Below are 21,680 nucleotides of genomic sequence, written 5' to 3' on the forward strand. Positions count from 1 at the left end.
GAGGGTGAGACCTGATGCCGAGCCGATTGTGGTGAAGTGGATGATCCTATGCTGTCGAGAAAAGCCTCTAGCGATGTTTCATGGCGGCCCGTACCCTAAACCGACTCAGGTGGTCAGGTAGAGTATACCGAGGCGTTCGGGTGAACTATGGTTAAGGAACTCGGCAAAATGCCCCCGTAACTTCGGGAGAAGGGGGGCCGCTTCCGGTGATGGCCTTTACGGCTGGAGCTGGGGGTGGCCGCAGAGACCAGCGAGAAGCGACTGTTTACTAAAAACACAGGTCCGTGCGAAGCTGTAAGGCGATGTATACGGACTGACGCCTGCCCGGTGCTGGAACGTTAAGGGGACCGGTTAGTCACCTTTCGGGGTGGCGAAGCTGAGAACTTAAGCGCCAGTAAACGGCGGTGGTAACTATAACCATCCTAAGGTAGCGAAATTCCTTGTCGGGTAAGTTCCGACCTGCACGAATGGCGTAACGACTTCTCGACTGTCTCAACCATAGGCCCGGTGAAATTGCATTACGAGTAAAGATGCTCGTTTCGCGCAGCAGGACGGAAAGACCCCGGGACCTTTACTACAGCTTGATATTGGTGTTCGGTTCGGCTTGTGTAGGATAGGTGGGAGACTGTGAAGCGGCCACGCCAGTGGTTGTGGAGTCGTCGTTGAAATACCACTCTGGTCGTGTTGGATGTCTAACCTGGGTCCGTGATCCGGATCGGGGACAGTGTCTGGTGGGTAGTTTAACTGGGGCGGTTGCCTCCTAAAGGGTAACGGAGGCGCCCAAAGGTTCCCTCAGCCTGGTTGGTCATCAGGTGGTGAGTGTAAGTGCACAAGGGAGCTTGACTGCGAGACTGACGGGTCGAGCAGGTGCGAAAGCAGGGACTAGTGATCCGGCGGTGGCTTGTGGGAGCGCCGTCGCTCAACGGATAAAAGGTACCCCGGGGATAACAGGCTGATCTTCCCCAAGAGTCCATATCGACGGGATGGTTTGGCACCTCGATGTCGGCTCGTCGCATCCTGGGGCTGGAGTCGGTCCCAAGGGTTGGGCTGTTCGCCCATTAAAGCGGCACGCGAGCTGGGTTTAGAACGTCGTGAGACAGTTCGGTCCCTATCCGCTGCGCGCGTAGGAGTCTTGAGAAGGGCTGTCCCTAGTACGAGAGGACCGGGACGGACGGACCTCTGGTGTGCCAGTTGTTCTGCCAAGGGCATGGCTGGTTGGCTACGTTCGGGAGGGATAACCGCTGAAAGCATCTAAGCGGGAAGCCTGCTTCGAGATGAGGACTCCCACCCCCATGAGGGGTTAAGGCCCCCTGTAGACGACGGGGTTGATAGGCCGGATCTGGAAGCCCTGTGAGGGGTGGAGGTGACCGGTACTAATAGGCCGAGGGCTTGTCCATAGCTGCTTGCGTCCACTGTGTGGTTCCCAGACAACAAACCATTGTTTGCTGGGTTGGCCTGAGTTTGTTCACTTAATTGAAGAGTGTGCTTGTTCGCTGACCCATTGAGGGTTTCGGTGGTCATAGCGTTGGGGAAACGCCCGGTCTCATTCCGAACCCGGAAGCTAAGCCCGACCGCGCCGATGGTACTGCATGGGGGACCGTGTGGGAGAGTAGGTCACCGCCGAACAATTATTGAGGACCTGTGGTCCCAGCGTGAGCGCTGGGACCACAGGTCCTTTTTGTTTGCCGTTCCGGTGCGACCGGAGTTAGAGGAGCGTAGTGATGACCACCAATGGGCCCGACCGGCGTGACGAGGACCGTGACGGCCGCGGCCGGCGTCGTGACGGTGACGGGCGTGGTTTCGACCGGCGGGACGGCGAGCGGCGCGGGAGTCCGCGTCGTGGGGACGGCGACCGGCAGGGGCGTGGTCCGTGGCGTCAGGATGACCGGCCGCGGCGTGATTTCCGGCGTGATGACGATCGGCCCCGTGGTCCCCGCCGTGACGACGACCGGCCGCGGCGTGATTTCCGGCGAGATGACGACCGGCCGCGCGGTCCCCGCCGTGACGACGACCGGCGGGGAGACGACCGGTCGCGGGGCTTCCGGCGTGATGACGACCGGCCGCGGCGGGATTTCGGCCGGGGCGACGATCGCCCGCGGCGTGACTTCCGACAGGGTGACGACCGTCCGCGGCGTGATTTCCGCCGTGATGACGATCGGCCCCGTGGTCCCCGCCGTGACGATGACCGTCCGCGGCGTGATTTCCGGCGTGACGATGACCGTCCGCGCCGTGATTTCCGCCGTGATGACGACCGGCCCCGTGGACCGCGGCGTGACGATGACCGGCCGCGGCGTGATTTCCGGCGTGATGACGACCGGCCCCGTCGTGACTTCGGCCGGGGCGACGACCGTCCGCGGCGCGACTTTCGGCGCGACGACGATCGGCCCCGTGGTCCCCGCCGTGACGATGACCGTCCGCGGCGTGACTTCCGGCGTGATGACGACCGGCCCCGTCGTGACTTCGGCCGGGGCGACGACCGTCCGCGCCGTGACTTCCGGCGCGACGACGACCGCTCCCGGGGTCCCCGGCGGGACGGGTACGCGCGTGGAGGGCGGTTCGAGCGGCGTGACGACCGGCGCGGCGGCGATCGGGCGCGTGGGCCTCGGCGTGAGGGGGAGCGGGCGCCTGTGCGGCGGCTGAGCATTCCCGAGGACGTCACCGGGCAGGAGATCGACAAGGCCGTACGGCAGGAGTTGCAGAGCCTGCCCAAGACGCTTGCCGACGACGTGGCGAAGAACCTGGTCATGGTCGCCCGGCTGCTCGACGAAGACGCCCCCCGGGCCTACGAGCACGCCAAGGTGGCGCTGCGGCTCGCGTCCCGCGTCGGTGCCGTGCGGGAGGCCGCCGGCTTCGCCGCGTACCACACGGGGCGGTATCAGGAGGCGCTGGCCGAGTTCCGGGCCGCGCGGCGGATGAGCGGGCGCCCCGACCTCTGGCCGGTGATGGCCGACTGCGAGCGCGGTATGGGGCGGCCGGAGCGGGCTCTGGCGATGGCGGGTGAGCCGGAGGTGCAGCGGCTGGACAAGACCGGGCAGGTGGAGATGCGGCTCGTCGCGGCAGGGGCGCGGCGTGACATGGGGCAGGCCGACGCCGCCGTCGTCACTCTGCAGAGCCCGGAGCTGGCGTCGACCGGTGTGCACCCGTGGACCGCGCGGCTGCGGTACGCCTACGCCGACGCGCTGCTGGAGGTCGGGCGCGAGGAGGACGCGCGGGAGTGGTTCGCGAAGGCCGTCGAGGCCGACCACGAGGGGCTCACGGACGCCTCCGACCGGTTGGCCGAGCTGGACGGCATCGAGTTCACCGACGCGCTCGACCCGGATGTCGAGGATGACGAGGACGACAACGACGGAGAGGCAGGCGGGGAGGAGCCGGCGGCTTCTGCGGGCGAGGGTGCCGGCGTGCCCGAGGTGAGTGACAGCGACGTCACCGACGACGACGATCCCGCCGGCGACGAGGATTCCCGTCGCTGACTCACTCCAGGTCCAGCGCCCGCAGGACCAGCCCGGTGGCCGGCTTCGGGCCGAACGACGTGGACTTGCGCGGCATGGTCACCCCGTCCCGCGCAAGCTCCCGCACCACGTCCTCCGCCACCGGCTTCATCAGCACGGCCGTTCCGCCCAGGCGCGCCGCCTGGGCGGCGGCGGCCCCGGCCTCGTGGACGTAGCCGATGTGCTCGGGGTCGTCGGGCAGTCGCCAGACGTGCTCGATGAGCGTGGCGTGCAGCACGGTGGCGTCGAGGGTGCGCCACGCCCGCGGGCGGTCGGTTCGTACGGTACGGGCCAGCAGGCCCGGATCCGGGCGGTCGACCAGGTGCAGGCCGTCCGCGCCCGCCAGGAGGAAGGCGTTGCCCCGCGCCTCTTCGAGTGCCGTCAGCGCCGCGGGCAGCGGTATGTCGAGCGGCCGGACGCGGGCGTCGTCGCCGAGGAGGCGCAGTGCGTCGGCGGGCGGGAGCGTGCGCAGGACGCGGTGGATGCCGCGGACGACGAGCGGGTGGCGGGCCGTGTCGACGAGGAGGACCAGCCCGTAGTCCCACGGCCCCGCTCTGTTCGCCGGCGCCGGTTGTTCGGCGCGTAGCCGCAGATACGTCGCCCAGCGGTGGTGTCCGTCCGCGATGAGGGCCTGCCGCCGGGCCAGGTCCGCGCGTACGGCCGCGATCTCGGCGGGGTCCGTCACCGCCCACAGCCGGTGCGCGTAGCCGTCGTCCGTAGTCGTGGCCAGCAGCGGGGTGCGCGCCGTGGTGCGGGAGACGAGGGCCGCCGTGCCGCCTGGCACGCCGTCGCTGCGGTACGACAGCAGCAGCGGCTCGGGATTGGCGGCGGTCTCGCGCATCAGGCCCGCGCGGTCGGCGACGATCTCCTCCATCACGTCCTCGTGCGGCAGTACCACGCCCTCAGCCGGCTCGCTGAGCGCCAGCAGCCCGATGACGCCGCGCTGCACCAGGTCGCCCCCGCGCTGCTCGTAGACGTAGAGCGCGGGCCGCGGGTCCGGGACGAGCACGCCCTCCGCGCGCCACCGGCGCAGTGTGTCGGCGGCCAGGCGGTGGCGGGCGGCGGGGTCGCCGGCCTGGGGGAGGATGAGCCGGACGATGTTGTACGGGTCGGCGGTCTCCAGGTGGTGCAGGCCGTCGGGCCGGACGACGACGTCGTAGGGCGGGGAGGTGACGGCGGCGAGGCTGCGCACCCGGGCCGGCGCGTAGCGCAGCCCGCGGAAGGGGCGGAGGTCGAGACCGGGTGAACGCTGCATGGACCGGATCGTATGCGCCGGGACCGGTGCGCGATGATCGAGGCGTGGATATCGCCCGTTCGAGGAGCCGCCGACGTGACCAGCCAGCTTGTCAGGACCCGTCCCGACGCCTGCGCGGAGCCGCTGTGCACGGCGTACGACACGGCGCTGCTGGACCTCGACGGCGTCGTCTACATCGGCGCTGAGGCCGTCGAGCACGCCGTCGGCGCACTGGGCGGCGCCCGGGCGCGCGGGATGCGGCTGGCGTATGTCACGAACAACGCCTCCCGCCCCGCGGCCGTCGTCGCCGAGCAGTTGACCGCGCTGGGCGTGCCCGCGGGGCCGGCGGACGTGATCACCTCGGCGCAGGCCGTGGCGCGGCTGGTGGCGGAGGAGGTGCCGCCGGGGGCGCGGGTGCTGGCGGTCGGCGGGGAGGGGCTGTACGGGCCGTTGCGGGAGCGCGGGTTCGCGCTCGTGGAGTCGGCGGACGACGATCCCGCGGCCGTGGTGCAGGGGTACGGCGGGCCGGGGATGCCCTGGGGGCGACTGATGGAGGCGGCGTTCGCGGTGCAGCGGGGGGTGCCGTGGTTCGCGTCGAACGCGGACCTGACGATCCCGACCCCGCGCGGCATCGCCCCGGGCAACGGCGCCGCGCTGGCCATGGTGCGGCTGGTCACGGGCGCCGAGCCGCGGGTGGCGGGAAAGCCGCTGCCGCCGATGCACCGGGAGACGGTCATCAGGACCGGGGCGCGGCGTCCGCTGGTCGTCGGCGACCGGCTCGACACCGACATCGAGGGCGCGTACAACGGCGGCGTCGACGCGCTGCTGGTGCTGACGGGCGTCACCCGCGCCGCGGACCTGCCGGCGGCGCCGCCGCGGCACCGGCCGGCGTACGTGGCGGCGGACCTGCGCGCACTGTCGGCCGCGCAGCCGGAGGTGGCGGTGGCGGGCACGGGCGGGGGCGTCGTGGCGCGGTGCGGCGGCTGGAGCGCGTCCGCCGGCGGTACGGAGCCGGAGCTGCGGCTCGACGGCGAAGGGCAACCGCTCGACGGGCTGCGGGCGTTGTGCGCGGCGGCGTGGACGTACGCGGGGGAGGGCTCCTGCGATCTCGACCCGGGCAAGGCGCTGGCGCGCCTCGGGTTGTGAGCGTCCGCACACTCCACCCATTGATCAGGGTAGGCTAACCTAACTGCGTGTTGGTCGACGCTGTTGCCCGTACGGATACCGCATCCAAGGACGCCCCGCCGCGCCGCCGGTGGCTCTCGCCGCGCGCCGCCGGCCTCCTCGCCTCCTGCGCCGCGCTGCTGCTCGTCTGCGTGGCCAGCATCGCGGTCGGCGCCAAGCCCATCCCGCTGGACCAGGTCTGGCACGGCCTCTTCGGCTACGACGGCAGCGACACCGACGTCGTCATCCGGGAGATGCGCGTCCCGCGCACGATTCTCGGGCTCCTCGTCGGTGCCGCGCTCGGCCTCTCCGGCGCGGTGATGCAGGCCCTCACCCGCAACCCCCTCGCGGAACCCGGACTGCTCGGCATCAACGCCGGCGCCTCCGCCGCCGTCGTCAGCGCCATCAGCTTCTTCGGGGTCACCTCCGTCGCGGGCTACGTCTGGTTCGCGTTCGCCGGTGCCGCCGCCGTGTCCGTCGTCGTCTACGCCCTCGGCGGCAGCCGCAGCGCCACACCCGTACGCCTCGCGCTCGCCGGCACCGCCGCCACGGCCGCGCTCTTCGGCTACGTGCGGGCCGTCGAGCTGACGGACACCGCCGCGCTGGACAAGATGCGCTTCTGGACCACCGGTTCGCTCGCCTCCGCCGACATGACGACCATTCGGCAGGTGCTCCCGTTCCTCGCCACCGGCATCGTCGTCGCGCTGCTCCTCGCCCGCCCGCTGAACGCCATGGCCATGGGCGACGACACCGCCCGCGCCCTCGGCGCGCATCTCGCCCGCACCCGCGTGCTGTCCATGCTCGCCGTCACGCTGCTGTGCGGCGCCGCGACCGCCGCCTGCGGGCCCATCATCTTCGTCGGGCTGATGATCCCGCACATGGTGCGGGCCGTGACCGGACCCGACATGCGCTGGATCCTGCCGTACGCGGCCGTGCTCGCGCCCGTGCTGCTGCTCGGCGCCGACGTGCTCGGCCGGGTGCTCGCCCGGCCCGCGGAGGTGCAGGTCGGGATCGTCACCGTGATCCTCGGCGGGCCGGTCTTCATCCATCTCGTACGACGCCGGAGGATGGCGCAGTTGTGAGAACGCTCAACGTACGCGGCACGAAGGGCGATCTGTCGGTCCGCCTCGACCTGCGTGCCCTGCTCGTCTGCCTGCTGCTCACCGCCGCCGCGCTGGCCGCCGCCGTCGTCCTCATCGGCACCGGCGACTTCCCCATCTCCTTCGGCGAGGTGGTGCGCACGCTGTTCGGCGGCGGCACGCCCGGGCAGGAGTTCGTCGTCCGCGAACTGCGGCTGCCGCGGGTGCTCGTGGGGCTGCTCGTCGGCGCGGCGCTCGGTCTCGCCGGGGCGGTGTTCCAGGCCATCTCCCGCAACCCGCTGGGCAGTCCGGACGTGCTGGGCATCTCGCACGGCTCCGCCGTGGGCGCGCTCGTGGTCATCGTGCTGTTCAAGGGCGGCTCCGAGGCGGTCGCGTTCGGCGCCGTCGCCGGCGGGGTCGCGACCGGGGCGGCGATCTACCTGCTCGCCTGGCAGCGGGGCGTGGCCGGCTACCGGCTCGTCCTCGTCGGCATCGGCGCCGCCGCCATCCTCACCGGCGTCATCAACTACCTGCTCACCAAGGCCGACCTGGTCGACGCCGCGCGCGCCACGCTGTGGATCACCGGGTCGCTCGGCGGGCGCGACTGGACGCACGTGTGGCCGCTGGTGGCGGTCTGCGCGGTGCTGGTGCCGGTCGTGCTCGCCTGCGGCCGGCCGCTGCGGATGATGGAGATGGGCGACGACACGGCGTACGCGCTGGGCGTCCCCGTCGAGCGGGTACGGCTCGTGGCGCTGGTGGCCGCCGTGCTGCTCACCGCCGCCGCCACCGCCGCCGCGGGGCCCGTCGCCTTCGTCGCCCTCACCGCGCCGCAGCTCGCCCGCCGGCTGACCCAGGCGCCCGGCCCCAACCTGGCGCCCGCCGCGCTCATGGGCGCCACGCTGCTGATCGTCGCCGACTGGGCGGCGCAGCGCGCCTTCGGCGCCGACCAGGTGCCCGTCGGCGTCGTCACCGGCGTGCTCGGCGGCGTCTACCTCCTCTGGCTGCTCGCCGCGGAACGACGGGCGGGCCGGATATGAACGACCGTACGCCGAACAGGAGCCCCGCAGTGAGCCGTCTCGCCGCCGAGAACGTCACCCTCGCCTACGACAGCCGGGTCGTCGCCGAGCACCTGTCGGTGGCCGTGCCCGACTCCTCGTTCACCGTCGTCGTCGGGCCCAACGCCTGCGGCAAGTCGACGCTCCTGCGGGCGCTGGCGCGGATGCTGAAGCCGCGCACCGGCGCCGTGCTGCTCGACGGCCACGCGATCGGCACGCTGCCGGCGCGCAAGGTGGCGCGGATACTCGGGCTGCTGCCGCAGTCGTCCGTGGCGCCCGACGGCATCACCGTCGGCGACCTCGTCGCCCGCGGGCGCTACCCCCACCAGGGGCTGCTGCGGCAGTGGTCGCGGGAGGACGAGAAGGTCGTCCAGGAGTCCATGGCGGCCACCGGTGTCGGGGAGCTGGCGGATCGCTATGTCGACGAACTGTCCGGCGGGCAGCGGCAGCGGGTGTGGATCGCGATGGCGCTGGCGCAGCAGACGCCGCTGCTGCTGCTCGACGAGCCGACGACCTACCTCGACATCCAGCACCAGATCGAAGTCCTCGACCTGTGCGCCGAACTCCACGAGACCCAGGGGCGCACGCTGGTCGCCGTGCTGCACGACCTCAACCACGCCGCGCGCTACGCCACGCACCTGATCGCCATGCGCGACGGGCGGATCGTCGCGGAGGGGCACCCGAACGACATCGTGGACGCGGAACTGGTCGAGCGCGTCTTCGGGCTCAAGTGCCAGGTGATAGCCGACCCGGAGACGGGCACGCCGCTGGTCGTCCCGGCGGCGCGCAAGGCGCGGGCGGCGGCGGCCGGCTGGGTCTGACCGCGGTCCTGACGGTGGTTCGGGGTACCGTCTGTGGCATGAGCGAGCCCACGCCGATGCCCGCAGCGGAGCCCGAGCCCGCGGCCGCGCCGCCGTACGCGCCGCAGCCTGCCGCGCGGCGGCCCGGGCCGGACGCGGCGGGCGCCGCGGAGCCGGCGGGCGGGGGCGTAGCGGAACGGGAGTACGGGGCCGGAGCGGAACCGGGCTCCGGGGGCGTAGCGGACGGGGCCGACGGGGCCGTCGCGCCCACCCGGACCGCACCGGAAGCGCGGCGGGAGGCCCGGCCGGAACCGGATCCGGAACCCGAGCCGGTGGACACCGGGCCCGAGCCGCTCGGGGTCGGGCGCACCCCCACCGGCAACGCCGACGTCGACGCCGCGCTCGACCGGCTGGCCGACGCCGACGAGCTGCCGACCGGCAGCCACCTGGAGGTCTACGAGGACGCCCACGCCCGGATGCGCGAGGCGCTGGAGGAGCTGGACCGCGCCGAGGGCCCGCCGCCCCCCGCTCCCGCCCACGCGCCCGGGACCACCGGCCCCGCGCACGCGCCCGGAGCCCCGCGCCCCGCAGGACCCGGCCCCGCGCCGTACGGCCAGGGCCACGCCCGTCCCGGCCCGCCCGCGCCCCCGCCTCCTCCCGTGTCCTACGGCCGCACCCCGCCCCACCCCGGGGCCCACCCGTCTCCGTACCGGCCGGGGAACCCGTGAGCGGTGCCCGGCGGCGCCGGCTCGACGCCGAGCTGGTGAGCCGCGAGCTGGCCCGCTCGCGCGAGCACGCCGGGCGCCTCATCGCCGCCGGCCGGGTCACCGTCGGCGGCCTCGTCGCCAGCAAGCCCGCGACGCAGGTCGAGACCTCCGCCGCCGTCGTCGTCGTCCCCGACGACGCCGACCCCGACTACGTCTCCCGCGGCGGCCACAAGCTCGCCGGCGCGCTCGCGGCGTTCGAGCCCCGTGGGCTGCGCGTCGCCGGCCGGCGCGCTCTCGACGCCGGGGCCTCCACCGGCGGCTTCACCGACGTGCTGCTGCGCGCCGGCGCCGCGCACGTCGTCGCCGCGGACGTCGGCTACGGGCAGCTCGCCTGGAAGCTGCAGAGCGACGAGCGGGTCAGCGTCCGGGACCGTACGAACGTCCGCGAGCTGACGCTCGACCACCTCGACGGCGAGCCGGCCGAACTCGTGGTCGGCGACCTGTCGTTCATCCCGCTCGGGCTCGTGCTGCCCGCGCTGGTGCGCTGCGCCACCCCCGACGCGGACCTCGTGCTCATGGTCAAGCCGCAGTTCGAGGTGGGCAGAGAGCGCCTGGGCAGCGGCGGCGTGGTCCGCAGCGCGGCACTGCGCGCCGAGGCCGTGCGCGACGTCGCCGGGCAGGCGGCGGCGCTCGGGCTCGGCGTGCTCGGCGTGACGGCCAGCCCGTTGCCCGGGCCGAAGGGGAACGTCGAGTATTTTCTGTGGCTGCGCGCCGGGGCGCCCGCGCTGGACCCGGCGGACGTGGCACGTGCCGTGGCGGAGGGGCCCGTATGACAGACCGCACCGTGTTCCTGCTCGCCCACACCGGCCGCCCGGCGGCGATCCGCAGCGCCGAGCTGGTCGTCCGCGGCCTGCTGCGCTGCGGCGTCGGCGTGCGCGCGCTCGCCGCCGAGGCGGCCGACCTGCCGCTGCCGCCGGAGGCGGAGCTGGTGGACGCGGGCCCCGGGGTGATGGACGACTGCGAGCTGCTCATAGTGCTGGGCGGCGACGGCACGCTGCTGCGCGGCGCCGCGTTCGCCCGCCGCTCCGGCGTGCCGATGCTCGGCGTCAACCTCGGCCGCGTCGGCTTCCTCGCCGAGGCCGAGCGGGACGACCTCGACAAGGTCGTCGACCGCGTGGTGACGAGGGAGTACGAGGTCGAGGAGCGGATGACGCTCGACGTCCTCGTGCGCAACGAGGGCCGGACCGTGCACGCCGACTGGGCGCTCAACGAGGCGTCCGTCGAGAAGGCGGCCCGCGAGCGGATGCTCGAAGTCGTCACCGAGGTCGACGGCCGGCCCGTCTCCCGCTTCGGCTGCGACGGCGTCGTCTGCGCGACGCCGACGGGATCGACCGCGTACGCCTTCTCGGCCGGCGGGCCCGTCGTCTGGCCCGAGGTGGAGGCGCTGCTGATGGTGCCGATCAGCGCCCACGCGCTGTTCGCCAAGCCGCTGGTGACGTCCCCGGACTCCGTCCTGGCGGTGGAGGTGCAGCCGACGAACCAGCACGGCGTGCTGTGGTGCGACGGCCGCCGCACGGCCGACCTGCCGTCCGGCGCGCGCGTGGAGGTGCGCCGGGGCGCGGTGCCGGTGCGGCTGGCGCGGCTGCACCACGCCTCGTTCACGGACCGGCTGGTGGCCAAGTTCGCGCTGCCGGTGGCGGGCTGGCGCGGGGCGCCGAACTGACGCGCGGCCCGTCCCACGCGCGGTCCTCCCGCCCGGCGCCGCGGCCCGGTGTCACCGCCCGCCCGCGTCGCGGGGCGGACCGCTGATCACGACGCCCCTCGCGACCCGGTGCCGGAACCTCGTATGGTCGTACCGTGTTGGAGGAGATGCGGATCCAGTCCCTGGGCGTCATCGACGACGCGGTCGTCGAGCTGTCGCCCGGCTTCACGGCCGTGACGGGCGAGACCGGCGCCGGCAAGACCATGGTCGTCACCAGCCTCGGGCTGCTGCTCGGCGGGCGCGCGGACGCCGCGCTCGTGCGCATCGGCGCCAAGTCCGCCGTCGTGGAGGGCCGCCTCGCCGTGGGCGACGGCTCGCCCGCCGCGGTACGGGCCGAGGACGCCGGTGCCGAGCTGGACGACGGCGCCCTGCTCATCAGCCGTACGGTCTCGGCGGAAGGCCGCTCCCGGGCACACCTGGGCGGCCGGGGCGTCCCCGTGGGGCTCCTCGGCGAGCTGGCCGAGGACCTGGTCGCCGTGCACGGGCAGACCGACCAGCAGGGGCTGCTGAAGCCGGCGCGGCAGCGGCAGGCCCTCGACCGGTACGCGGGTGACGCGGTCGCCGTGCCGCTGGCCAAGTACACGGCCGCGTACCGCAGGCTGCGCGCCGTCAGCGCCGAGCTGGACGAGATCACCACCCGGGCGCGTGAGCGGTTGCAGGAGGCGGATCTGCTGCGCTTCGGCCTGGAGGAGGTCTCCGCCGCGGAGCCGCGCGCCGGCGAGGACGTCGAGCTTGCCGCGGAGGCCGAGCGGCTCGGCCACGCCGAGGCGCTGGCCGCCGCCTCCGCAGCCGCACACGCCGCGCTCGCGGGTGAGCCCGCGGATCCCGAGGCGGTGGACGCCGGCACGCTCGTCGCGGGCGCACAGCGCGCCCTGGCGGCCGTACGGGCCCACGACCCGGCGCTCGCCGGGCTCGCCGACCGCCTCACCGAGGTCGGCATCCTCCTCGGCGACGTCGCGCAGGAGCTGGCGGCGTACGGGGACGGCATCGACGCCGACCCGCTGCGGCTGGCCGCGGTGGAGGAGCGCCGCTCGGTGCTCACCCACCTGACCCGGAAGTACGGGCACGAGCCGGCCGGCGGAGGAGCGGCCGGCGACGGCAGCGTGTCCGCCGTCCTCGCGTGGGCCGAGGCGGGCTCGGCCCGGCTCGCCGAACTCGACGGCGACGACGAGCGCATCGAGGAGCTGACCGCCGAGCGGGACGCGCTGCGCGGCGAGCTGGCGCAGTTGGCACAGGCGCTGACCGAAGCCCGCGCGGAGGCGGCGGAACGCTTCGGCGCCGCCGTCACCGACGAGCTGACCGAGCTGGCGATGCCGCACGCGCGGGTGACGGTCGACCTGCGCCGCACCGAGGTCGCGGCGGACGCCGACGGGCTGGAGATCGACGGCCGCCACGTCGCGTACGGCCCCACGGGCGTCGACGAGGCCGAGCTGCTGCTCGCCCCGCACCCCGGGGCCCCGCCCCGCGCGATCGCCAAGGGCGCCTCGGGCGGCGAGCTGTCGCGCGTGATGCTGGCGGTCGAGGTGGTCTTCGCCGGCGCCGACCCCGTGCCGACGTACCTCTTCGACGAGGTCGACGCGGGCGTCGGCGGCAAGGCCGCCGTCGAGGTGGGCCGCCGCCTCGCCCGGCTGGCGCGCGGCGCGCAGGTCGTCGTGGTGACGCACCTGCCGCAGGTCGCGGCCTTCGCCGACCGCCAGTTGCTGGTGGAGAAGACCAGCGACGGCGCGGTCACCCGCAGCGGTGTGACCGTCCTGGACGGCGAGGCGCGGGTGCGGGAGCTGTCGCGCATGCTGGCGGGCCAGGAGGACTCCGAGACGGCCCGCGCACACGCGGAGGAGCTGCTCGCGGCGGCCCGCGCGGGGGCGGAGTAGCCGGGTCCGGTGTGATCCGGGGCGCTCGCGCGGGCGGCGGGCCGCGCGTGGGCCGAACGGGTGCCGAGGGGCAACCCGGCCCCTTCACGGTGCGTCTACCGGGATGGTCGGGCGGAATGCACCGTGCTGTCCGCACTCGTCGCGCGTCACCCGGCGCGCAACGGGCGTGCGGGACATCGCCCGGAAGGGTGGTGCATGTCTGACCTGTACGCCCGTACAGAGCGGTTGGCGGCGCAGAGCCGGGTCCGGTGGCTCCCCGGGAGTGGCATCCTGGGCAGGCCCTGCGACGCCACGGACAGGAGTTCCGGCCCAGTGAGCAGCACCCCCGCACCGCCCCACGGCCCCGCCGCGCTGCACGCCGTGCAGCTCGTCGGCCGCGGCGAGGCCGGCAGCGGTGTCCATGTGCGCTCGCTGGCGGCCGGGTTGGTGGCCCGGGGGATCCGGGTCACGGTGGTCGCGACGCCCACCGCCGCCGAGCGCTACGGCTTCGCCGCCGCCGGCGCCCACGTCGCACGGCTGCCCGAGCACGGCGGGCTGGCCACCGCCCCCCTGTGCACGGCGACCGCGCTGCGCGCGGCGTGCGCCGGTGCGGACCTGGTCCACGCGCACGGGCTGCAGTGCGGGCTGATGGCGTGCTCGACGATCCTCGGCCAGCGCAGGCCGCTGGTCTTCACCTGGCACACCAGGAGCCATCCGGAGGGGGTACGGGGCCGGGTGCTGCCGCTCCTCGAACGACGGGTGTCCCGGTCCGCCCGCGTCGTCCTCGGCGCCACCACCGACCTCGTCGACGGCGCCCGCCGCCGCGGCGCCCGTGACGCCCGGCTCGCGCCCATCGCCGTCCCCGCGCCCCGGCAGCCGCACCCGGGTGGCGACGGCGCGGCGCTGCGCCGCCGGCAGGTACGCGCCGAACTCGGCGCCCCGGACCGGCCCCTGGTGCTCACCGCCGCTCCGCTCGACGCGTACGGCGCGTACGAGCCGCTGCTCGACGCCGCCCGCAGGTGGCGGGCGCTGCCGGAGCAGCCGCTGCTCGCCGTCGCCGGCGAGGGCCCGGCGCGCGGGAAGCTGCAGCGCCGTATCGACGCCGAGAAGCTGCCCGTGCGGCTCCTGGGCCGCCGCGACGACCTGCCCCGGCTGCTGGCCGCCGCGGACGTCGCGGTGCTCTCCAGCCCGTGGGAGGCGCGCCCGGTGCTGGCGCAGGAGGCGCTGCACGCCGGCGCCCCGCTGGTGGCCACGGCGGTCGGCGGCGTCCCCGAACTCGTCGGCGACGCGGCCGAGCTGGTGCCGTACGGGGACGCCCGCGCGCTCGCCGACGCGGTGACGGCCCTGCTCCACGACCCGGCCCACCGCGCCGCCCTGTCCATCGCGGGCCGCGCCCAGGCCGCCTCCTGGCCGACGGAGGACGACACCGTCGCCCAGGTCCTCGCGATCTACGACGAGCTGATGACGTAGACGGCCCGGGATTCCCGGTGCCGGTACGGGCCCGGCCCCCGGCGGGCCCTCGCGCGGAGCGCTACCCGTACGCGCCCGACGCGCTCAGCCGCAGCGCCGTGTCGATCAGCGGCACGTGGCTGAACGCCTGCGGGAAGTTGCCCACCTGGCGCTGCAGCCGCGGGTCCCACTCCTCCGCGAGCAGCCCCAGGTCGTTCCGGAGCGCCAGCAGCTTCTCGAACAACTGCCGCGCCTCCTGCACCCGGCCGATCATCGCCAGGTCGTCCGCCATCCAGAACGAACAGGCGAGGAACGCCCCTTCGTCGCCCGGCAGCCCGTCGCTGCCCGTCTCGTCGCCCGCCGTCGGGTAGCGCTTGATGAAGCCGTCGGGGGTGCCCAGCTCGCGCTGGATGGCCTCGATGGTGCCGATGACGCGTTTGTCGTCCGGCGGCAGAAAGCCGACCTGCGGGATCAGCAGCAGCGAGGCGTCCAGCTCCTGCGAGCCGTAGGACTGCGTGAAGGTGTTGCGCTGCCGGTCGTAGCCCTTCTCGCACACGTCGCGGTGGATGTCGTCGCGCAGCCGCTTCCAGCGCTCCAGCGGGCCGTCCGCCTCGCCGGACTCGATGAGCTTGATCGTGCGGTCGACGGCGACCCAGGTCATCACCTTGGAGTGCACGAAGTGCCGCCGCGGGCCGCGCACCTCCCACAGCCCCTCGTCGGGGCGGTCCCAGTTCTCCTCGACCCAGCGGATCATCTTGAGCTGCAGCAGCGACGCGTAGTCGTTGCGCGCGAGGCCCGTCATGTGCGCGAGGTGCAGCGCCTCGACGACCTCGCCGTAGACGTCGAGCTGCAACTGTCCCGCGGCGCCGTTGCCGGCGCGCACGGGGCGGGAGCCCTCGTACCCGGGCAGCCACTCCAGCTCCGACTCGCCCAGCTCGCGCTCGCCGGCGATGCCGTACATGATCTGCAGGTTCTCCGGGTCGCCCGCGACGGCACGCAGCAGCCACTCGCGCCAGGCGCGCGCCTCCTCGTGGTACCCGGTGCGCAGCAGGGACGACAGCGTGATGGCCGCGTCGCGCAGCCAGGTGAAGCGGTAGTCCCAGTTGCGCACGCCGCCGATGTCCTCGGGCAGGGAGGTGGTCGGCGCGGCGACGATGCCGCCGGTCGGCTCGTACGTGAGGGCCTTGAGCGTGATCAGCGAGCGGATCACGGCGTGCCGGTACGGGCCGTGGTACGTACAGTGCTCGGTCCACTCCTGCCAGAAGTCCTCGGTGGCGGTGAGCGAAGCCTCGGGATCGGCGGGCTGCGGCGGCTCCCGGTGCGAGGGCTGCCAACTGATCGTGAACGCCAGCCGGTCCCCGGGGCCGACGGTGAAGTCGGAGTACGTCGTGAGGTCCCGGCCGTACGTCGGCACCGGGGCGTCGATCCACACCGAGTCAGGGCCGGCGACGCCGACGGTGCGGCCGTCCTCGGTCTGGTGGACCCACGGCACGATACGGCCGTAGGAGAAGCGCATCCGCAGCGCGGAGCGCATCGGCACCCGGCCCGTGACGCCCTCCACGATGCGGATGAGCTGCGGCGAGGCGCCGTCGCGCGGCGGCATGAAGTCGATCACACGGACCGTGCCCCGCGGGGTGTCCCACTCGGACTCCAGCACCAGCGAGTCGCCCCGGTAGCGCCGCCGGGTCGCCGGCGGCGGGCCGGCCTCCGGAGCGTACGCGGGGCCCACGCGCCAGAAGCCGTGCTCCTCGGTCCCGAGCAGGGAGGCGAACACCGCATGGGAGTCGAACCGGGGCAGGCAGAGCCAGTCGGCCGTGCCGTCGCGACGGACGAGCGCTGCCGTCTGCATGTCGCCCAGAAGTGCGTAGTCCTCGATCCGCCCGGCCACGTGCCTCTCCAGCTAGAAGTGCGTTCCGCAGAGGATAAAGCCTTCGCGTGCGCGCGTGCGCCACGGTCGCGGAATCCTCCTGGGCCGATCGGGTCGGGCGGCCGGCCGGCGGTCGGCCGCGGGCGGTGACCAGGGGATCACTGATACCCTGGTAGCCCGTGGAGCGGAGGGCCGGCCGGGTATGTGGCGGCGGCGCTCGCCGAGCGACCCACCTCGATCTGGGGCACCCCGCCACGCACCTCGTCAGCGACCACGGGAGCCCCTCTTGGCCATGCCATCCACGACGTCAAAGCACATCTTCGTCACCGGAGGCGTCGCCTCCTCGCTCGGCAAGGGGCTCACCGCCTCCAGCCTGGGCGCGCTGCTCAAGGCGCGCGGGCTGCGGGTCACGATGCAGAAGCTCGATCCGTATCTGAACGTCGACCCGGGAACGATGAACCCGTTCCAGCACGGTGAGGTCTTCGTCACCAACGACGGCGCCGAGACCGACCTCGACATCGGGCACTACGAGCGGTTCCTCGACGTCGACCTCGACGGCTCGGCGAACGTCACCACCGGCCAGATCTACTCCAGCGTGATCGCCAAGGAGCGGCGCGGCGAGTACCTCGGCGACACGGTGCAGGTGATCCCGCACATCACCAACGAGATCAAGTCCCGGATCCGGCGCATGGCCTCCGACGACGTGGACGTGGTGATCACGGAAGTCGGCGGCACCGTCGGCGACATCGAGTCGCTGCCGTTCCTGGAGGCCGTCCGCCAGGTGCGGCACGAGGTCGGCCGGGAGAACGTGTTCGTGGTGCACATCTCGCTGCTGCCGTACATCGGCCCGTCCGGCGAGTTGAAGACCAAGCCGACGCAGCACTCGGTCGCCGCGCTGCGCAGCATCGGCATCCAGCCCGACGCGATCGTGCTGCGTGCGGACCGCGAGGTGCCGGCGGCGATCAAGCGCAAGATCTCCCTCATGTGCGACGTCGACGAGGCCGCCGTCGTCGCCGCCATCGACGCCAAGTCGATCTACGACATCCCCAAGGTGCTGCACGCGGAGGGGCTGGACGCGTACGTCGTCCGCAAGCTGGACATGCCGTTCCGGGACGTGGACTGGACCGAGTGGGACGACCTGCTGCGGCGCGTGCACGAGCCGGCGCACGAGGTGACGATCGCGCTGGTCGGCAAGTACATCGACCTGCCCGACGCCTATCTGTCGGTCACCGAGGCGATCCGCGCCGGCGGCTTCGCCAACAACGCCCGCGCGAAGATCAAATGGGTCACGTCCGACGACTGCCGCACGCCCCAGGGCGCCCGCGAGCACCTCGCGGACGTGGACGGCATCGTCATCCCCGGCGGCTTCGGCGAGCGCGGCGTGGAGGGCAAGATCGGGGCGATCACGTTCGCCCGTGAGAACCGCGTGCCGCTGCTCGGCATCTGCCTCGGCCTGCACTGCATCGTGATCGAGGCGGCGCGGAACCTCGCGGGCATCGCGGGTGCGAACTCCACGGAGTTCGACCGGGCCGCCACCGACCCGGTGATCTCCACCATGGAGGAGCAGCTCGACATCGTCGCCGGCGAGGGCGACATGGGCGGCACGATGCGGTTGGGCCTCTATCCGGCCAAGCTGGCGGAGGGCTCGGTGGTACGGGAGGCGTACGCGGACCAGCCGTACGTCGAGGAGCGCCACCGGCACCGCTACGAGGTCAACAACTCCTACCGCAGCGAGCTGGAGAAGAAGGCCGGCCTCGCCTTCTCCGGCACCTCCCCGGACAACAAGCTCGTGGAGTACGTCGAGTATCCGCGCGAGGTGCACCCGTACCTGGTCTCCACCCAGGCCCACCCCGAGCTGCGCTCGCGGCCCACGCGGCCGCACCCGCTGTTCGCCGGGCTGGCGAAGGCATGCGTCGCCAGACAGGACGAGGCACGACAGGAGGGGGCCGAGCGGACCGGGGCACGGCAGCCGGGCGGCGTACGGCAGCAAGCCGGTCCGCAGGGCGCGCGCGCCGGTGCGCAGCAGCGGGTGGCCGTGGTGCGCGAGGGGGGCGAGTGATGGCGGAGCGGCTGACGGACACGGAGGCCGAGTGGCGGGTCGTCGCCTCCCAGACGCCGTTCAGGGGCGCCAAGACCGCCGTGCGCACCGACGACGTGGTGATGCCCGACGGCACCGTCGCCCGCCGCGACTACCAGGTGCACCCCGGCTCGGTCGCCGTCCTCGCCCTCGACGACGACGACCGGGTGCTGGTGCTCAACCAGTACCGCCACCCCGTACGGCACAAGCTCTGGGAGATCCCCGCCGGCCTCCTCGACGTGCCCGGTGAGAACCCGCTGAGCGCCGCGCAGCGCGAGCTGTACGAGGAGGCGCACGTCAAGGCCGACGACTGGCGCGTGCTGGTCGACGTCTACACCACTCCCGGCGGCTGCGACGAGGCCGTGCGCGTCTTCCTCGCCCGCGGCGTGACCGAGGCGGAGGGCGAGCGGTTCGCCGCCGAGGGCGAGGAGCTGGACCTCAGGCTCGACCGCGTCCCGGTGGCGGACCTGCTGCGCGGCGTCCTCGCCGGGGATCTGCACAACAACTGCCTGGCGGTGGGCGTGCTGGCGCTCCAGGCGGCCCGCGCGGACGGCGGTCTCGACGCGCTGCGCCCGGCGAACGCCCCCTGGCCGGCCCGCCCGTTCACGCCCTGAGCGGGCGGGCGGCGGCCGCCGGGCGGTTGATCCGATGCGGTGATTTTCGTTCCGGCGTTCGGTCATGTGCCGTCACGTGACCCGCCCTTCACGCTGGGTGAATTACGCTCACCGGCGTGACGGAACAGGCCGCCCCCCACCGGTTCGTCGGCAGGACCCGCGAGCTCGACGCCCTGCGCGCCGACATCGCGCGCGCCGGGCTCGACACCCTCGCCGGCCGCCCCGCCCCCCGCAGCAGGGTGCTGCTCATCGCCGGGCGGCCGGGGTCCGGGCGCAGCGCGCTCGCCGCCGAGCTGGCCCGCTCCGTCGCGGCCGGCTACCCCGGCGGCGTGCACACCGCGCGGCTCTCCGGCCCCGGCGGCCAGGCGGTGCCGCTGGAGCGGGCCGTACGCGACCTCTTCGACGCCCTCGGCGTCCCGCCGGTCGTGGGAGCCGGCCCCGGCCACCTCGCCGCGGAGCTGCGCGGCGCGCTGGCCGAGCGCTCGGCGCTGCTCGTCGTCGACGACGTCACCGCCCCCGAGCAGTTGCTCGAACTGGTCCCCGAATCGCGCGACTGCCTCGTCGTCGCCGTCGCCGAGGGCCCGCTGAAGGGTGTGCCGGACGTGCGGCCGTGCACCCTGGGCGGGCTGGAGCCGGCGGCGGCGCTGGCGCTGATCGCCTCGTACGCGGGGGAGACCCGCATCGCCTGCGACCCCGAGGCCACGCACGTGCTGGCCGAGGAGTGCGCCGGCCACCCCGCGGCGCTGGTGCTGGCCGGCGGCTGGCTCGCCGGGCACCCGCAGGCGTGCGTCGCCGACGCCCTGCGGGAGCTGCGCCGCAAGGGCGAGAGCACCGAGGGGTCCGCCGGGCGGCCGTCCGGGCCGAAGGCGCTGGCGCGGGCGTTCCGGCTCGTCTACGAATCGCTGCCGCCGTCCGTCGCGCACCTGCTGCGGCTGCTGCCGCTGGCGCCCGCCGGGCTCGTCGACGCCCACTCCGCCTCCGCACTCGCCGGCTGCACGGTCGCCGCGGCCCGCGGCACGCTCGCGGACTGTGCGAGCCAGGGCCTGCTGCGCGCGGTGCCGCGGCCGGAGCAGGTGAGCCTCACGCAGTACGAGGTGCCGGGCTGCCTGCAGCCGCTGCTGCGCGGGGTGCTGGAGGCCGGCGTGAAGCGGGAGGAGATGCTGCTCGCCCGGGCCCGGATGCTGGAGCGGTACGTACGCCTGCTGCAGTCCTGCCGCGCCGTCACGGAACCCCCGGGGTCCGCGGTGCACACCCGGCTCGCGGGGCTGCCGCGGGCGCTGCGCTTCCCGTCGCCGGAGGCCGCGGCGGCGTGGCTGCGCAGCCGGCTGCCGTCGCTGCTGGCCGCCGCCCGGTCGGCCGTCGCCGACGGGGAGCTGGACACGCTGGCGCGGCGGCTGGTCGCCGAGCTGTCGCGGGCGCTGGGGGCGCACCGGGACGAGGCGGACGCCGCCCCCGAGCAGTACCGGCTGCACGAGCTGGTGCTGGGTGTCGCCGAGCGGCGCGGGCTGGTGCGGGAGAAGGCGGCGGCGCTGCTCAACCTCGGCGACCTGGACCTGCGCGCGGAGCGGCCCGGGGAGGCGCTGGGCCGGTACCGGGGGGCGCTGGCGGCGGCGCGGGAGGTGCGCGATCCGCAGCCGGTGGGCCGGGCGCTGGAGTCGGTCGGGTCGGCGTACCAGGAACTACGGGACTGGGGCCGGGCGGCGGACTGGTTCGGGCGGGCGCTCGCGCTGCGGCAGATGCGCGGCGAGCTGGTCGACGAGGCGCGGCTGCGGGCACGGCTCGGCGCGGTGCACACGTACGCCGGGGCCTGGGGCTGGGCGCTGCGCGAGTGGCGCGGGGCGGCGGCGGCGTACCGCAGGCTCGGGGACGCCGGCGGGCACGCGCGGGCGCTGGGCGAGGTGGCGCGGGTGCAGCAGTACGCGGGATACCCGCGAGAGGCCATGAGGACGTGCACGCGCGCGATGGACGCGGCGCGGCTCTCGGGCGACACCGCGCTGCGGGCGGCGGTGCAGCTCCGGCTGTCGGACCTCGTCGACGGCGCCGGCGACCCGCAGGCCGCGGAGCTCCACCGGGCGGCGGCGGGGCGGCTGGCGGAGCAGGTCCCCGAGGCGGCGGCGATGCCGGCCGCCGCGGCCGTTCCGCAACCGGAAGCGGAACCGGAAGCAGCACCGGAAGCGGAACCCGCACGTGCGGCCGAACCGGAGCCGGCGACCCCGGACGAGCCGGCTGAGCCGACTGGGCCGACTCAGCCGGCAGCGGAACCCGTGCCGGAGCCCGCGACCGGGCCGGAGCGCGCGGACGCAGAGACCCCGGGGGGCGCCGCGCAGGCCGGCTCCGGGACCCCGCCGGACGCCCCCGCGGAGCCGGCTCCCCGGCCCGCGGTGGTCGCCGCGGAGACCGGCCCCGAGGAGGGCCCGCAGGCCCCGCCCGAGGAGAGCCCGCAGGCGGGACCGGCGCCCCGGCCGGCCGCCGCGGACCTGTGAATCCATCGACGCAATCGCAAAAAACTGTCTGTTTCAAAGGCTAGACTCGGA

16 protein-coding genes and 2 rRNA genes (1 of these 18 cut by a window edge) are annotated in these 21,680 nt (G+C 74.1%); 16 read left to right on the forward strand and 2 right to left on the reverse strand.

Annotated elements, in window-relative coordinates:
* The 4 genes from O7599_RS32275 to O7599_RS32290 all read left to right on the forward strand — a co-directional run.
* Window positions 1-1,397: ribosomal RNA gene (locus O7599_RS32275) — 23S ribosomal RNA — on the forward strand; it begins 1,732 nt to the left of the window's first position.
* Between the two features lie 112 nt (window positions 1,398-1,509).
* Window positions 1,510-1,626, forward strand: a 5S ribosomal RNA gene (gene rrf / locus O7599_RS32280).
* Window positions 1,627-1,746: 120 nt separating this feature from the next.
* Window positions 1,747-2,640, forward strand: coding sequence for a hypothetical protein (locus tag O7599_RS32285; protein ID WP_281619143.1), 894 nt, complete (start codon window positions 1,747-1,749; stop codon window positions 2,638-2,640).
* The gene (locus tag O7599_RS32290; protein WP_281619144.1) at window positions 2,628-3,470 is read left to right on the forward strand and encodes a hypothetical protein; all 843 of its coding nucleotides are present in this window, start codon (window positions 2,628-2,630) and stop codon (window positions 3,468-3,470) included. Before O7599_RS32285 ends, O7599_RS32290 begins: the two co-directional genes overlap by 13 nt.
* A 1-nt stretch (window position 3,471) precedes the next feature.
* Here O7599_RS32290 and O7599_RS32295 read toward each other — a convergent pair whose 3' ends face one another.
* Window positions 3,472-4,743 (reverse strand): DUF1015 domain-containing protein, encoded by a 1,272-nt coding sequence (locus O7599_RS32295; protein WP_281619145.1) that lies wholly within the window; start codon window positions 4,741-4,743, stop codon window positions 3,472-3,474.
* A 33-nt stretch (window positions 4,744-4,776) separates the two neighbouring features.
* Between O7599_RS32295 and O7599_RS32300 the strand changes: the two genes are divergently transcribed.
* The 9 genes from O7599_RS32300 (at window position 4,777) to O7599_RS32340 (ending at window position 14,609) form a co-directional block, all read left to right on the forward strand.
* A complete protein-coding gene (locus tag O7599_RS32300) occupies window positions 4,777-5,868 on the forward strand; it encodes an HAD hydrolase-like protein (RefSeq protein WP_281623608.1) in 1,092 nt (363 codons plus the stop codon).
* 50 nt (window positions 5,869-5,918) lie between these two features.
* Window positions 5,919-6,968 (forward strand): iron chelate uptake ABC transporter family permease subunit, encoded by a 1,050-nt coding sequence (locus tag O7599_RS32305; RefSeq protein WP_281623609.1) that lies wholly within the window; start codon window positions 5,919-5,921, stop codon window positions 6,966-6,968.
* On the forward strand, window positions 6,965-8,002 hold the full coding sequence (locus tag O7599_RS32310) for an iron chelate uptake ABC transporter family permease subunit (protein WP_281619146.1): 1,038 nt from the start codon (window positions 6,965-6,967) through the stop codon (window positions 8,000-8,002). The genes O7599_RS32305 and O7599_RS32310 overlap by 4 nt, the downstream gene beginning before the upstream one ends.
* Window positions 7,999-8,841 (forward strand): ABC transporter ATP-binding protein, encoded by an 843-nt coding sequence (locus tag O7599_RS32315; protein WP_281619147.1) that lies wholly within the window; start codon window positions 7,999-8,001, stop codon window positions 8,839-8,841. The genes O7599_RS32310 and O7599_RS32315 overlap by 4 nt, the downstream gene beginning before the upstream one ends.
* 38 nt (window positions 8,842-8,879) lie before the next feature.
* Entirely contained in the window at window positions 8,880-9,548 is a 669-nt protein-coding gene (locus O7599_RS32320) for a hypothetical protein (RefSeq protein WP_281619148.1), read from the forward strand.
* Window positions 9,545-10,360 (forward strand): TlyA family RNA methyltransferase, encoded by an 816-nt coding sequence (locus tag O7599_RS32325; RefSeq protein WP_281619149.1) that lies wholly within the window; start codon window positions 9,545-9,547, stop codon window positions 10,358-10,360. The genes O7599_RS32320 and O7599_RS32325 overlap by 4 nt, the downstream gene beginning before the upstream one ends.
* The gene (locus O7599_RS32330; protein ID WP_281619150.1) at window positions 10,357-11,250 is read left to right on the forward strand and encodes an NAD kinase; all 894 of its coding nucleotides are present in this window, start codon (window positions 10,357-10,359) and stop codon (window positions 11,248-11,250) included. The genes O7599_RS32325 and O7599_RS32330 overlap by 4 nt, the downstream gene beginning before the upstream one ends.
* Window positions 11,251-11,396: 146 nt before the next feature.
* Window positions 11,397-13,160 (forward strand): DNA repair protein RecN, encoded by a 1,764-nt coding sequence (recN, locus tag O7599_RS32335; protein ID WP_281623610.1) that lies wholly within the window; start codon window positions 11,397-11,399, stop codon window positions 13,158-13,160.
* A 312-nt stretch (window positions 13,161-13,472) separates the two neighbouring features.
* A complete protein-coding gene (locus tag O7599_RS32340) occupies window positions 13,473-14,609 on the forward strand; it encodes a glycosyltransferase family 4 protein (RefSeq protein WP_281619151.1) in 1,137 nt (378 codons plus the stop codon).
* Window positions 14,610-14,670: 61 nt separating this feature from the next.
* Here the strand turns inward: O7599_RS32340 and O7599_RS32345 are convergent, their stop codons facing one another.
* Window positions 14,671-16,476 (reverse strand): glycoside hydrolase family 15 protein, encoded by a 1,806-nt coding sequence (locus tag O7599_RS32345; protein WP_281619152.1) that lies wholly within the window; start codon window positions 16,474-16,476, stop codon window positions 14,671-14,673.
* A gap of 271 nt (window positions 16,477-16,747) precedes the next feature.
* On the opposite strand from O7599_RS32345, the gene O7599_RS32350 reads away from it, so the two are divergent.
* The 3 genes from O7599_RS32350 to O7599_RS32360 all read left to right on the forward strand — a co-directional run bounded on the left by O7599_RS32350 (window position 16,748) and on the right by O7599_RS32360 (window position 21,629).
* Window positions 16,748-18,514, forward strand: coding sequence for a CTP synthase (locus tag O7599_RS32350; RefSeq protein WP_281623611.1), 1,767 nt, complete (start codon window positions 16,748-16,750; stop codon window positions 18,512-18,514).
* On the forward strand, window positions 18,514-19,146 hold the full coding sequence (locus O7599_RS32355; RefSeq protein WP_281619153.1) for an NUDIX hydrolase: 633 nt from the start codon (window positions 18,514-18,516) through the stop codon (window positions 19,144-19,146). The genes O7599_RS32350 and O7599_RS32355 overlap by 1 nt, the downstream gene beginning before the upstream one ends.
* Window positions 19,147-19,262: 116 nt before the next feature.
* On the forward strand, window positions 19,263-21,629 hold the full coding sequence (locus tag O7599_RS32360) for a tetratricopeptide repeat protein (protein WP_348652578.1): 2,367 nt from the start codon (window positions 19,263-19,265) through the stop codon (window positions 21,627-21,629).
* Window positions 21,630-21,680: the final 51 nt, after the last annotated feature.

The sequence above is a fragment of the Streptomyces sp. WMMC500 genome (genome assembly GCF_027497195.1).
In the GTDB taxonomy this organism is placed as follows: Bacteria; Actinomycetota; Actinomycetes; order Streptomycetales; family Streptomycetaceae; genus Streptomyces.